The organism is Bradyrhizobium sp. 155 (genome assembly GCF_023101105.1).
Lineage (GTDB): Bacteria > Pseudomonadota > Alphaproteobacteria > Rhizobiales > Xanthobacteraceae > Bradyrhizobium > Bradyrhizobium canariense_D.
Genome location: NZ_CP064704.1, coordinates 961,248 through 973,111 on the forward strand (window position 1 = coordinate 961,248; position 11,864 = coordinate 973,111).

13 protein-coding genes and 1 pseudogene are annotated in these 11,864 nt (G+C 64.4%); 7 read left to right on the plus strand and 7 right to left on the minus strand.

What is annotated here, in order from left to right:
- Nucleotides 1-237: 237 nt before the first annotated feature.
- From IVA93_RS04615 to IVA93_RS04630, 4 genes are all read left to right on the plus strand, one after another.
- Complete coding sequence (locus IVA93_RS04615; RefSeq protein WP_018453402.1) at nt 238-1,305, plus strand: glycosyltransferase; 1,068 nt, start codon at nt 238-240, stop codon at nt 1,303-1,305.
- A 41-nt stretch (nt 1,306-1,346) separates the two neighbouring features.
- Nucleotides 1,347-2,747: an O-antigen ligase family protein gene (locus IVA93_RS04620; protein WP_018453403.1), complete on the plus strand. Its 1,401-nt coding sequence runs from the start codon at nt 1,347-1,349 to the stop codon at nt 2,745-2,747.
- A 65-nt stretch (nt 2,748-2,812) separates the two neighbouring features.
- Nucleotides 2,813-3,958 (plus strand): GNAT family N-acetyltransferase, encoded by a 1,146-nt coding sequence (locus IVA93_RS04625; RefSeq protein ID WP_247299339.1) that lies wholly within the window; start codon nt 2,813-2,815, stop codon nt 3,956-3,958.
- A gap of 75 nt (nt 3,959-4,033) precedes the next feature.
- Entirely contained in the window at nt 4,034-4,918 is an 885-nt protein-coding gene (locus IVA93_RS04630) for a protein-L-isoaspartate O-methyltransferase family protein (protein ID WP_085350128.1), read from the plus strand.
- Nucleotides 4,919-4,921: 3 nt separating this feature from the next.
- On the opposite strand, the gene IVA93_RS04635 is transcribed toward IVA93_RS04630, so the two are convergent.
- The 4 genes from IVA93_RS04635 to IVA93_RS04650 all read right to left on the minus strand — a co-directional run bounded on the left by IVA93_RS04635 (nt 4,922) and on the right by IVA93_RS04650 (nt 7,402).
- Entirely contained in the window at nt 4,922-5,149 is a 228-nt protein-coding gene (locus IVA93_RS04635) for a hypothetical protein (RefSeq protein WP_157642889.1), read from the minus strand.
- A gap of 31 nt (nt 5,150-5,180) precedes the next feature.
- Nucleotides 5,181-5,780: an NAD(P)H:quinone oxidoreductase gene (wrbA, locus tag IVA93_RS04640; protein WP_018453406.1), complete on the minus strand. Its 600-nt coding sequence runs from the start codon at nt 5,778-5,780 to the stop codon at nt 5,181-5,183.
- A gap of 134 nt (nt 5,781-5,914) precedes the next feature.
- Nucleotides 5,915-6,613 (minus strand): pirin family protein, encoded by a 699-nt coding sequence (locus IVA93_RS04645; RefSeq protein WP_018453407.1) that lies wholly within the window; start codon nt 6,611-6,613, stop codon nt 5,915-5,917.
- Nucleotides 6,614-6,649: 36 nt separating this feature from the next.
- The gene (locus tag IVA93_RS04650; RefSeq protein WP_018453408.1) at nt 6,650-7,402 is read right to left on the minus strand and encodes an SDR family NAD(P)-dependent oxidoreductase; all 753 of its coding nucleotides are present in this window, start codon (nt 7,400-7,402) and stop codon (nt 6,650-6,652) included.
- A gap of 117 nt (nt 7,403-7,519) precedes the next feature.
- Between IVA93_RS04650 and IVA93_RS04655 the strand changes: the two genes are divergently transcribed.
- On the plus strand, nt 7,520-8,455 hold the full coding sequence (locus tag IVA93_RS04655) for a LysR family transcriptional regulator (protein ID WP_018453409.1): 936 nt from the start codon (nt 7,520-7,522) through the stop codon (nt 8,453-8,455).
- A 129-nt stretch (nt 8,456-8,584) separates the two neighbouring features.
- Here the strand turns inward: IVA93_RS04655 and IVA93_RS04660 are convergent, their stop codons facing one another.
- On the minus strand, nt 8,585-8,842 hold the full coding sequence (locus tag IVA93_RS04660; RefSeq protein ID WP_026232525.1) for a hypothetical protein: 258 nt from the start codon (nt 8,840-8,842) through the stop codon (nt 8,585-8,587).
- 154 nt (nt 8,843-8,996) lie between these two features.
- Here IVA93_RS04660 and IVA93_RS04665 point away from each other — a divergent pair.
- Nucleotides 8,997-9,979: pseudogene (locus IVA93_RS04665) on the plus strand (tripartite tricarboxylate transporter substrate binding protein).
- 95 nt (nt 9,980-10,074) lie between these two features.
- Nucleotides 10,075-10,431 carry a hypothetical protein gene (locus IVA93_RS04670; RefSeq protein WP_018453412.1) on the plus strand — a complete coding sequence of 119 codons (357 nt, stop codon included), beginning with the start codon at nt 10,075-10,077 and terminating at the stop codon, nt 10,429-10,431.
- A 68-nt stretch (nt 10,432-10,499) separates the two neighbouring features.
- Here IVA93_RS04670 and IVA93_RS04675 read toward each other — a convergent pair whose 3' ends face one another.
- Both IVA93_RS04675 and IVA93_RS04680 read right to left on the minus strand, forming a co-directional pair.
- On the minus strand, nt 10,500-11,339 hold the full coding sequence (locus IVA93_RS04675) for an adenylate/guanylate cyclase domain-containing protein (RefSeq protein WP_018453413.1): 840 nt from the start codon (nt 11,337-11,339) through the stop codon (nt 10,500-10,502).
- A gap of 55 nt (nt 11,340-11,394) precedes the next feature.
- Nucleotides 11,395-11,862 (minus strand): YbaK/EbsC family protein, encoded by a 468-nt coding sequence (locus IVA93_RS04680; protein ID WP_018453414.1) that lies wholly within the window; start codon nt 11,860-11,862, stop codon nt 11,395-11,397.
- Between the last annotated feature and the right edge of the window lie 2 nt (nt 11,863-11,864).

Below are 11,864 nucleotides of genomic sequence, written 5' to 3' on the forward strand. Positions count from 1 at the left end.
CGCCTTTAACGGTCTGTTAACCAGGGCGCATCTGCGCTTGGCAATGCGATCGATCGCAACCCTGGCCGCCCTCGATGATACTCGCATCGGGAAAAAAGCGTCGCCACGAAGGCTGCCGCAGCGTTGGTTTCGTCAATTAGCGTTAAGCCGCCGGCATTAAGCCTGTGGCAAATTAGGAAGAGTGCGACAGCCGGTCCCATGCGAGAATGCGCATCAGGCCGCCGCGGATGGACACCAGTGCCCGCAAAGACATTCGACTACGATCCCGACGATATGGTCCTCAACCTGTTCTACGAGGACAAGGATGATCGCTGGTTTCCCGGCGACCGGCATCTGCGGCGCATGGCGCGTCGCATGCTGCTTGGCGAGCCGCGCATGAGCGGGCAGCTGCGCGTGTTCCTCAATCTCTGTGCGGGGCTCGATCGGCTCGGTATCCGCTATCGCGTCAACGACTATGGCTACATCGCGCGGCATCCGGGCGAACTCGCCTGCATCATCGGCCGCACCTTCTTGCTCGACAAGTTCGCCTGGAAAAATCCGATCCTGCTCGGCGTCGCCGCCCACAATCATCCGCTCGACGATCCCGACCTGTTCAAGCGCCTGCCGGTGAAGAAGGTCGTGGTGCCCGGCCCGTGGTACGCCGACATGTATCGGCCGCATTGGCCCGACACGGAGGCCTGGCCGATCGGCATCGACACGGATCTCTGGGCACCGCCGGCGACGTCGCAGAAGAGCGTCGACGTCCTGATCTACGACAAGGTGCACTGGGACCGCGATCGCTACGCGGCGGAGCTGATCGAACCCGTCCGCGCCCGGCTCACGAGGGAAGGCCGCTCGTTCGCCGAGCTGCGTTACGGCAGCTACAAGGAAGAAGACTATCGGGCCGCGCTCGCGCAATCGCGTGCGATGATCTTCCTCTGCCAGAACGAGAGCCAGGGCATCGCCTATCAGCAGGCATTGTCTTGCGGCGTGCCGGTGCTGGCCTGGGATCCAGGCGGGCCGTGGCGAGACCCCGACTACTATCCGCATCGGGTCCAATTCGCGCCGGTGTCGTCGGTGCCGTACTGGGACGATCGTTGCGGCGCCAAGTTCGTCGACATCGCCGGGTTTGAGGCGGGCTGGGATGATTTCTGGGCCGGGTGCGCCGCCGATACGTTCGATCCCCGCGGTTTCGTGCTGGACAACCTGACGCTGGAACAGCGCGCGCTTCAATATTACGAGATCGCGCGGAGCATCGTGCGGCAGCAGGCGGTGCCGCAGCGCCCCGCTGGACTGGTTGACGGATGCTTAACAGGGATCGGCTAAGACTTCGAGCTTCCCCCGGGCTTCACCACCAGCCTTGAGCCATGGATCGCAGCGCCATTGACATGACCGACGTCGAGGCCCGATCGTTCGGCGGCGTCCTGCGCGATGGGCTTGCAGGGGTCGACGCCGTGCGGGCGGCGCGCTGCCTCGTCGCAGTCGCAGCGCTGCTCCTCGTGCTGGTGACGCTCGATCCGTTTCCCGACCTGCGCAGCGAGGATGTCACCACCGTCGTCGGCGGACGAATGGCGCTCACTTATGTCGCCTGGGGCCTGCTGGCCGCGCTCGCAGTCCTGTTGGTCGCCGCAACGGATGCGCCCGCGCTTAAGACGCTGGTGACGCCGCTGCATCTCTGCCTGGTCGGCTGGCTGTTGATCAGCATCGTCTTCTCCGAGAATCGCGGAGTCTCGATGCAGCGCTTCATGCTCGCAGCCAGCGTGATGTCGCTCGCGGTGCTGTTGCCGTTGCTGCCGCCGACGCAGCGCAGCTTCAACCTGTGCCTCGGCGGCGCCGCCCTCGTACTGCTTGCGCTCTGCTATCTCGGCGTCTTCGTGGCGCCGCAATACTCGATCCACACCGCACTCGACGTCACCGAGCCGCAGTTGGCCGGCGACTGGCGCGGCAGCTTTGGTCACAAGAACATCGCTTCGCCGGTGATGACCATCCTGATTTATGTCGGCATTTACCTGTCTGCCATTGGTTCGTTCTTGATGGGGCCGGCCATCGCCGCGCTGGCTGGAATCTTCCTGATCTTCACCGGCGGCAAGACGTCGTCGGTACTGTGCCTTGCGATTTATGCGCTCGCCTCGCTGGTCTGCGTGACGCCGGGCCTGTGGCTGAAGCGGATCATCTGCTTCGTGCCGCTGATCGCGATGAACCTGCTGACGGTCGGCAGCGTCATGAGCCCGGCGCTCGGAGCGATGACGCGGCTGCTTCCGCTCGATCCCACCTTCACCGGCCGTTCCGCCATCTGGGAGTTCGCGCTCGCAGCTGTCGCGGAGAAGCCGATCATCGGTCACGGCTACGCCGCGTTCTGGGACGACGTGACCGCGCGGCAGACCGCCCAGGGCGCCGAATGGGCGACGAGCGCGGCGCACAGCCACAACAGCTATCTCGACCTCGCGGTCACCATCGGCCTGCCGGGGCTGTTGCTGGTGATCCTCGTCTTCGTGCTCGCGCCGCTCGGCAATTTCCAGACGGCCCGAACTCACAACCGCAGCGGTGCGTTGGCAAAGCTGTTCCTGACCGTATGGCTGTTCGGCCTGTATTACGGGGCCACCGAGACCTTCTTGCTCGAACGGCAAAATCCGATCTGGTTCATGTTCACTGTTGCCGTGGCCGGCCTGCACTTCCTGGCCAGGTTCCAATGCGTCGCGGAAATGGAACCGGACGACTTGTCGCAGCCGGTGCCGCCGCAATGGCATCGGCTTAACGATAAGCTGTGAGCTCACTTGTGGCCGCGACAAAACATAATCTATCTGGAAACGCCCAGTAATCGTATGTCCCGCGGATGACGATCCTCAGCGTCGAGCAACCAGATGGTCTTGTGTCCAGCGCGTCGGCAATCGCGGTCGATTTCGTGCGTGATTGGCCGCGGGCCGCATCGCGCCTGAACGCAGGCCATCGCACTGCATTCCAGCATGGCTACTGGCTCGGCGCCTGGTACGAGGCGTTCCACGATCTCTCGCCGCTGATTGCATTGATCTCCGATGCCACGACCGGCAGGGACATCGCAATCGTGCCGATGATCAGCCACCTCAGGCGCGGCATCCGCATCGTCGAATTCGCCGATCTCGGCGTTTCCGACAACAACGCGCCGATCCTGGCGCTCGATGCCGCGTTGGACGCGGCGGCGGCGGATGCGATCGGCACGGCGCTGATCGACGCATTGCGCGCATTGCCGGACCGCTTCGATTTGCTGCGCCTGAAGAAGATGCCGGCCCAGATCGGCGGCAACCCGAACCCGCTGGTGTCGCTCGGCCGGATCGGGTCCTGCTCGCTCAACGGCAACCTCGTGCTGACCGGCGACGACTATGAAGATTACCAGGCCTCGATCAAGCGCATGCAGATGCCACGCTGCTGGCGCGTCTTCAACCGTCACGCCGGCGCGCGATTCGAGATCGCCACCGATGTCGCGCGTGCGCGCGAGCTGCTGGACGTGATGGATGCCCAGCAGCAGGCGCGCATGCGAAAGCTCGGCTCGCGCTTCGTCCTCAACGACGAAACCCATGCGCAGTTCTATCGCGAGGTCGCGCGTCGGGGCGTCGCGAACGGTTATGCCGTCATCTCGGCGCTGGTTTGCGACGAGGCCATTGTCGCCACCGCGCTCGGCGTCAGGTTCGGTGAGACCTATTTCCTGCTGCGCATCAGCCACACCGGCGATTCCTGGTCGAACTGCTCGCCGGGGCTGCTCGTGACCGAGCGCACTATGGCGGCGCTGCATGCGGAAGGCGTGCGCCGTTTCGACCTCAGCATCGGCAACCAGGACTACAAGCGCCGCTTCGGCGCCGAGCCGGTGCCGCTGACGGATGTCAGCGTCGCGCTGTCCTGGCGCGGCATGCCCTTCGCGTGGCGCGACCACGCCGCGCAGGGCCTGCGTCGTCACCCCAGGCTTGCCGCCTTTGCGGCGCAGGCGATGGGCAAGAGGACGCGCTGACGCGCCGCCCTGGATTGTAGGGTCACTCGATTATCGCAATCGTTGTGTTATCGTCGCCTGTTTCCCGGAGGCGACATGGAAGATCGTTCGGCAAAATATCGCGCATTCTATGCACAGTTGATCAGCGCCGCGGCGAGGGCCGCGGACCCCCGTATCGAAGAAGCGTTTCGCACCGTCAGGCGCGAGACGTTCGCCGGACCCGGGCCGTGGTCGATCTCGGTTGGCGGCCACCCCTATGTTGTCACACCCGATGATGATCCCGCTTTCCTCTATCAGAACACGCTGCTCGCGCTCGACAGCGCGCGGGGTCTCAATATCGGGATGCCCGGCGCGCACGCCTATTGGCTCAGCGGTTGCGCGGTGAAGGAAGGCGAGACTGTGATCCAGATCGGCGCGGGGAGCGGCTATTACACCGCAATCCTCGCGCATCTCGTCGGCCCCGGCGGCCGCGTCCATGCCTACGAGATCGACGAACGTCTGGCAGGCCTCGCGCGCGAGAATCTGAAGGACATCGCCCATACGGACGTGCGGGATCGATCGGGCATCGCGTCCGATCTTCCCAAAGCCGACGTGATCTATGTCTGCGCGGGTGCGGCGCAGCCGGCCACCGAATGGCTCGATGCCTTGCTGCCCGGTGGGCGGCTGGTGTTTCCACTCGCGCCCGAAGGCATGATCGGCGGCATGTTGATGATCACGCGCCCCGACGAGGGGGCGGTCTGGCCCGCCAAATTCCTCGGGCGTGCCCAATTCATCGGCTGCGCGGGATTGCAGAACGCGGATGCCGCCCGGCGACTGGCCGAGGCGTTCGCAAGGGGGTGGGAGGGCGTGCAGTCGTTGCGGAGAGAGGGCGCTCCCGACGAGACCTGCTGGTTCGCCGGTGAGGGCTGGTGGCTGTCGACAGCGCCGGCGCCTGTCGCGACTGCGCCCATTAAGCCCAACGCGGACATCACGCAGGCCTAGTGGCTAGAGCATCATGACTTCGCGCAGCCGGCACAGTGAAAGCGGCCGCGTGAGGCCTTGAACAGGCTCCGGCAATACCAGCGCCGCGCCAGCGCCTGAGCGGGCCTGCGGATCATCTGCGCGATCAACAAGAGTTCGAAAGCCATTCGTATCGCTTTTGGTGAAATATCCTGGCCACAGAGATGGGGCGGCATCTCCAGAAGAGAATGCCGCCCAGATCGCACCTGCCATGCAGTGGTTCGGACGTAAAGCTTAACCGCGCTCAGCCGTGCAGCTTCCTGGCTGTCTCCGCGATCTGGCGGCCCTGATAGCGTGCGCCGGCGAGCTCGTTGGCGCTGGGCTGCCGGCTGCCGTCGCCTCCGGTGATCGTGGTGGCGCCGTAAGGCGCGCCGCCGGTGACCTCGTCGAGCTTCATCTGGCCGGCAAAGCCGTAATTCAGGCCGACCACGACCATGCCGAAATGCAACAGGTTGGTGATGATCGAGAACAGCGTCGTCTCCTGACCACCATGCTGGGTCGCGGTCGCCGTGAAGGCGCCGCCGACTTTGCCGTGCAGCGCGCCCTTGGCCCAGAGACCGCCGGCCTGGTCGAGGAAGTTCGCCATCTGCGAGGCCATGCGGCCGAAGCGGGTGCCGGTGCCGACAATGATCGCGTCGTAATTGGCGAGGTCGTCGATCGTGGCGACGGGGGCGGCCTGGTCGAGCTTGTAATAGGACGCCTTGGCGACCTCGGCCGGCACCAGCTCGGGTACGCGCTTGATGTCGACGGTGGCACCGGCTTCGCGCGCGCCTTCGGCAACGGCATTGGCCATCGTTTCGATGTGGCCATAGGCGGAATAATACAGGACGAGAACTTTGGTCATGATGTCTCCGATGGGATTGAGTGAGTGCTTTTTTGGGTCGTCATGCCCGGGCTCGTCCCGGGCATCCACGTTCTTGTTCGCTCGTCGCGGGGCGTGGATGGCCGGGACAAGCCCGGCCATGACAGAGAGAGCCGTTACGCCGCGTCGACGAGCACGATCTCGGAATCTTCGAGTGCCGTGATTTTCAGCCTGTCCTCGTCGCGGATCGCGGCGCCGTCGCGGGCGTTGACGCGCACGCCGTTAATTTGGACTGACCCCGCCGCGGGCACCAGATAAAGGTGCCGCGACTTGTGCGGCACGTACTCGGCGCTCTCACCGGCCTTCAGCGTGGTGGCGAGCACCCGCGCATCGGCGCGGATCGGCAGCGCGTCCGTGTCATGCTCGAAGCCGCTCGCGATGGTGACGAGCTTGCCCGAGCGGTCTCCTTTCGGAAACGGCTTCGAGCCCCAGGTCGGCTGCCCGCCGCGCGCGGTCGGCTCGATCCAGATCTGGAAGATGCGTGTCTTGGTCGACTCGAGATTGTACTCGGAGTGGCGGATGCCGCTGCCGGCGCTCATCACCTGCACGTCGCCCGCTTCGGTGCGGCCTTCGTTGCCGAGGCTGTCCTGATGGGTGATCGCGCCCTCGCGCACATAGGTGATGATTTCCATGTTGGCGTGGGGATGGGCGGGAAAGCCGGTGTTCGGCGCGATCTCGTCGTCGTTCCAGACCCGCAAGGCGCCGTGACCCATGTTGTCGGGGTCGTAATGGCTTGCGAAGGAGAAATGATGCTTGGCATTGAGCCAGCCGTGATCGGCGCCGCCGAGCTTTGCGAAGGGTCTGAGTTCGATCATCTGCGTAATTCCTTGTTTTGGCGGATGGCGCCTTGATCAGGCGCCAAAACCGCCGTCGACGTTGAGCACCGTGCCGGTGACGAAGGAGGCTTCCGGACTTGCGAGGAACACGACGCCAGCCGCGACTTCCTCGGGGCGGCCGAAGCGCTGCAACGCGTGCTGCTTGCGCTGGGTCTCGGCGAACTCGCCGCCGTCCTTCGGGTTCATGTCAGTGTCGATCGAGCCGGGCTGCACCACATTCACGGTGATGCCGCGTGGGCCGAGGTCGCGCGCTGCGCCCTTGGTGTAACCGACCACGGCGGCCTTGGTGGCGACGTAGTCCGCAAGACCCGGGAACGAGGCGCGATCGGCGAGCATCGAGCCGACGGTGACGATGCGGCCGCCTTCGCCCATCAATTGCGAAGCGGCGCGGATCGCAGCGATCACGCCATGCACGTTGATGGCATCCTGGCGGGCGAGCGCTTCGGTGTCGGCATTGGCGTCATCGATCGCACCGCCGCTCGCGACGCCGGCATTGTTGACGAGGATGTCGAGATGGCCGAACTCCTTCGCGACGTCGTTGACGAGCTGCGTCACGTCCTTGGCCGAGGCCTGGTCCGCCTTGAAGGCGCGGGCATTGACGCCTCGGGCCTTCAACTCGGTGACGACGGCTTCCGCCTTTTCGGGAGAGGCAACGTAGCTGATCGCGACATCCGCGCCTTCATCGGCGAGGGCGCGAGCAGAGGCCGCGCCGATACCGCGCGAGCCACCAGTGACGAGGGCAACCTTGCCTGAGAGCTTCTTGGTCATTGGATTTCTCCATTCCTGAATTTCTGATGACCCTTGGATAAGCCTCTGTTTGTGGTATAGAAATAGAAACTGTCGAAACACATTGTTTCCTTAAACATCCCAATTGGATCCGCTTTCATGGCCAAACTCCCCGATTTCGAGGCGCTCGCGATTTTCGCAAAAGTCGTGGAATTACGGTCGTTTGCGGGGGCCGCTGGTGAGCTCGCGATGTCCAAGGCAACGGTGTCCAAGGCGGTCACGCGCCTCGAAGAGCGGCTCGGCGCCCGGCTGTTCAACCGCACCTCACGCCGGCTCGCGCTGACCGATGCCGGGCATAAGCTCGCCGAGCGTGCGACGCGCCTGCTGTCCGACGGCGAGGCGGCGGAGAACGAGGCGCTGGCGCAATCGGTCGCACCGCGCGGCCTCGTGCGGCTCGCCGTGCCCATGACATTCGGGATCAAGGCGGTGGCGCCGCTGCTGCCGGAGTTCTTCGAGGCGTATCCGGAGGTCTCGGTCGATCTGCACTTGAGCGATGCGACCATCGATTTGATTGGCGAGGGCTTCGACATGGCGGTGCGGATCGCGCGGCTGCCGGATTCCTCGCTGATCGCCCGCCGGCTCTTCACCATGCCGCGTTTCACGGTGGCCGCGCCGTCATATCTCGAGCAACACGGGCGGCCGACGCATCCGATGCATCTGGCCGAGCACAAATGCTTCAGCTACGCCTATCTCTCCACGCCCAACGTCTGGCACTACACCAACTCGGCCGGCGAGCAGGCCAGCGTACGTCCGGGCGGACAGCTCCGCGTCAACAACGGCGAAGCGGTGATGCCGGCGCTGATCGCCGGCCTCGGCATCGCCGACCTTCCGGAATTCATCGTCGGTGACGCCATCTCCTCCGGCGAGGTCGAAGTGATCCTGAAGGACTGGAAGCAGGTCGAAGGCGCCGTGCATCTGGTGACGCCACCTGGCGGCCCGCGCCCCGCGCGCGTCGAGGCGCTCGGTGATTTTCTCGCGGCGAAGCTGCCGGGGACGTGCAAGCGGCGAGTGCGCGAAAAGGCAAAGCCGTCTTAGAAAAGCCGTCGTAGAGCGAGCGGCTTCATCGACCTCCATCATTGCGAGGAGTGAAGCGACGAAGCAATCCAGAATGTCTCCGCGGAGGTATTCTGGATTGTTTCGCTGCGCTCGCAATGACGGGTTGGACTAAGACACCTTCTCACCATTACGCACCACAATTCGCAAGCTCGGCTTCAACGTCTCCTCCAGTTGCGACTTCAAATCATGAACACGCGGATCGCGCGAACGCTTCGCGCAGACCGCGTATTGGTGCACGGATTGCGCCAAGGCGCGTCGCGCTTCCGGCGTTCGCGTCACGTCCGGCTTTGAAAGCCGCAAGACGATGGCGGCGAGATTCACCAGCATCTCGTCCAGCGCCACGTCAATGGTCTGAAGTCTATTCATCGCTCCACTCCCTGGGAGGCAACGGTGAGCCCAGGGGGGCGTTCCTGACCGGGCGGAACATGGATAATGCTTCGTTAATCCCGCCGCGCGGCTTGTTCTTGCGGACGGTCACGCTAGGCTGGCAGCGAAATAAGAAAACAGGGGGAAATCTGCCATGGATCGACGCGATGTCCTGCGCGCGGCTGCCGCATTGCCGTTGTTGCCTGTGTTGTCGAGCGCGGCTTTCGCGCAAGCCTATCCCTCTCGCAACGTCACCATGATCGTGCCGTTTCCGGCCGGCGGCCAGGCGGATCTTGCGGCGCGCCCCGTCGCACAGGCGCTGGAGCGAATCCTCGGCAAGGCGGTCATCGTCGACAACCGCGCCGGCGGTGGCGGTGGATCCGTCGGCAATGCCGCGGCGGCGCGCGCCGAGCCCGACGGCTACACGCTGCTGATGACGCTGTCCTCGCTCGCGGTGCTGCCCGAGGCCGACCGGCTGTTCGACCGTCCGGTCGCCTACGAGCTCTCGCAGTTCATGCCGATCGCGCGGGTGCTGGCCGATCCCACGCTGCTCGCGGTGCCCGCCTCGGCGCCATGGAAGACCGCGCAGGATTTCGTCGAGGATGCCAGGAAGCGTCCCGGCCAGATCACCTACGGCTCATCGGGGCCTTACGGCACGCTGCACGTGGCGATGGAGATGTTTGCGAGCAGCGCCGACATCAAGCTGCTGCATGTGCCGTTTCGCGGCGCCGGACCGGCGCTCACCGCGCTGCTCAGCGGCACCGTGCAGGCGATCGCCGCCGCACCGGGAACGCTGAAGCCGCAAGTGGAGGACGGCAAGCTGCGCGTGCTCGGCAATGCGGCGCCAAGCGCGTCGCAAGCTTCCCCGATGTGCCGACCTTCCAGGAGCTCGGTTACAAGGACGTCGAGATGTACATCTGGGCCGGACTCTTTGCACAGAGTGCTCTTCCCGCGCCGATCGCGACTCGCCTGCGCGAGGCGATGGCGCAGGTGATGACGAGCCCCGACGTGCTCAAGGCCTTCGAAACGTCGGGCAGTCTCGTTGCCTATCAGGACGCGCCGGCGTTTGCCGAGTTCGTGGCGGTCGACAGCGCGCGGCTGATTGCTGCGGTGAAGAAGATCGGCAAGGTCGAATAGGTTCCTGGCCCATTTTCACAATTTCTTGTTGGTCCAGAACCTCTCCGCGTCTCATTGATTGAACAGAATTCGAGAGACTCGCGAAGGAATCGGACATGCGAACAGAGCGGATCGCGCTGGGTGTGGCGCTTGCAATCGGCGGCATCGTCGCGCAAGGCGCTGCATCCGCTGAAGAGTATCGCGGAACCATGGAGCAGCAGATGGCCTGCACGCCGGATGTGTGGCGGCTGTGCAGCGATCAGATCCCTGATGTGAGCCGCATTACGGCCTGCTTGCGGCAGAATACGCCCCAGCTCTCCAGCGGCTGTCGCGCGGTGTTCCAGTCCAACAACCAGATGCCGCCGCAGCAGCAGGTTCCGGGCAATCGCGCCGCGCCGGCGCCGCGATACAACAATGTGCCGCCACCACCTCCGCAGGCGCAGCCGCGGCCTTATGACGATAGCGACGAGTAGTGCTGCCCAAGCATGATCGGGGCGCGCGCGCGCAGCAGTGGGCGCGAAGCGCGGTTGTGCCGCCTCGTTCAGCGCTCGCCCTTGCCGTCCGACTCAGGTCGATCCCGGAGCGCCGTCCGCATGATGGCGCCGAAGAGCAAAGCTGCCACCGGCCAATGGAACCAGATCTTGTGCATGCCGGTGAAAATATTGATCAGAATCAGAAAGGCCGACACCGTGAGGGCCGCCGCAACCGGGCGGGGCAGCTTCGCCAGTCCGTCTGAAACGAAGCCCATCCAATTGGATGACTCGGATCTGTCGCGGTGCGCGGCGTCAGTTTGCGAGCCCGCACTTGCGGTCTGAGATGTCAGGCGTTCGCCAGGCGGAAAGCTCCGTGCTTGAGCGGCTTGGCCGCTCATGGTCACACGATAGCTGGTCACGGGAGCAATGTTTTTCATTGGACGCTGGCCGAGGCAGTCGAAGCCAACAGATAATTTGTTGTGCACCTGATCATAGGCGGAGCTGGAGATCACGATACCACCGGGTTCGGCAAGTTCTTGCAGACGCGCCGCGATATTGACCCCGTCTCCATAGAGGTCGGAACCATCCACCATCACATCGCCGAGATTGATGCCGATGCGAAACCGCATCGGGGGAGGTGGGCCCGAATCCTGGTTGGAAATTTCCTGCTGAATCTCGACCGCACACTGCACGGCTTCCACGACGCTGGCGAATTCGGCGATGACGGCATCGCCCCAGGTATTCACGATCCGGCCGTCATGGCGCTCCACCAATCGCGCGATGGCCGTGCGATAGCGGCGGAGTGTCTCCAGCGTTCCCGCCTCGTCTGCTTCCATGAGACGAGAATAGCCGTGCACATCAGCGCATAGCACGGTGGTCAGCCGCCGTTTGACCTTATCATCGGGCATGGTCCGTACATTAGCGTCCCTGACCGGCAAATGCATCAGGCATCCCCCAGCTGCCTTACGGCCTGACTTCGCAGACATCGACCCATTCAGCCCGGGTCAGCTCCGCCATCCGCTCCGGCGTGATGCGCACGGCGCTGTGGGTCGAGCCGGCGGCCGGCACCACCACGTCGAACGCTTTCAGCGAGACGTCGCAATAGACCGGCAGCGGCGCCTTTAATCCGAACGGGCAGACGCCGCCGACCTCGTGGCCGGTGATCTCGGCGACCTCTTCCAGTCCCAGCATTTTCGGCTTGCCGCCGAACGCCGCCTTCACCTTCTTGTTGTCCATGCGCGAAGTGCCGGCCGCGACGATCAGGATCACGCGCTCGCCGATCCGCAACGACAGCGTCTTGGCAATCCGTCCGGGCTCGACGCCATAAGCCTCGGCGGCCAGCGGCACTGTCGCGGAGCTGATCGGGGATTCGATAACTGATATGTCGGGGGCTTTCTCGGCGAAGAAGGCGCGAACGGATTCCAGGCTCATTC

Coding starts and splice junctions, on each gene's coding strand:
- IVA93_RS04620 (WP_018453403.1), top strand. CDS start 1,347: ATGGATCGCAGCGCCATTGACATGACCGACGTCGAGGCCCGATCGTTC.
- IVA93_RS04625 (WP_247299339.1), top strand. CDS start 2,813: ATGACGATCCTCAGCGTCGAGCAACCAGATGGTCTTGTGTCCAGCGCG.
- IVA93_RS04630 (WP_085350128.1), top strand. CDS start 4,034: ATGGAAGATCGTTCGGCAAAATATCGCGCATTCTATGCACAGTTGATC.
- IVA93_RS04635 (WP_157642889.1), bottom strand. CDS start 5,149: ATGGCAGGTGCGATCTGGGCGGCATTCTCTTCTGGAGATGCCGCCCCA.
- wrbA (WP_018453406.1), bottom strand. CDS start 5,780: ATGACCAAAGTTCTCGTCCTGTATTATTCCGCCTATGGCCACATCGAA.
- IVA93_RS04645 (WP_018453407.1), bottom strand. CDS start 6,613: ATGATCGAACTCAGACCCTTCGCAAAGCTCGGCGGCGCCGATCACGGC.
- IVA93_RS04650 (WP_018453408.1), bottom strand. CDS start 7,402: ATGACCAAGAAGCTCTCAGGCAAGGTTGCCCTCGTCACTGGTGGCTCG.
- IVA93_RS04655 (WP_018453409.1), top strand. CDS start 7,520: ATGGCCAAACTCCCCGATTTCGAGGCGCTCGCGATTTTCGCAAAAGTC.
- IVA93_RS04660 (WP_026232525.1), bottom strand. CDS start 8,842: ATGAATAGACTTCAGACCATTGACGTGGCGCTGGACGAGATGCTGGTG.
- IVA93_RS04670 (WP_018453412.1), top strand. CDS start 10,075: ATGCGAACAGAGCGGATCGCGCTGGGTGTGGCGCTTGCAATCGGCGGC.
- IVA93_RS04675 (WP_018453413.1), bottom strand. CDS start 11,339: ATGCCCGATGATAAGGTCAAACGGCGGCTGACCACCGTGCTATGCGCT.
- IVA93_RS04680 (WP_018453414.1), bottom strand. CDS start 11,862: ATGAGCCTGGAATCCGTTCGCGCCTTCTTCGCCGAGAAAGCCCCCGAC.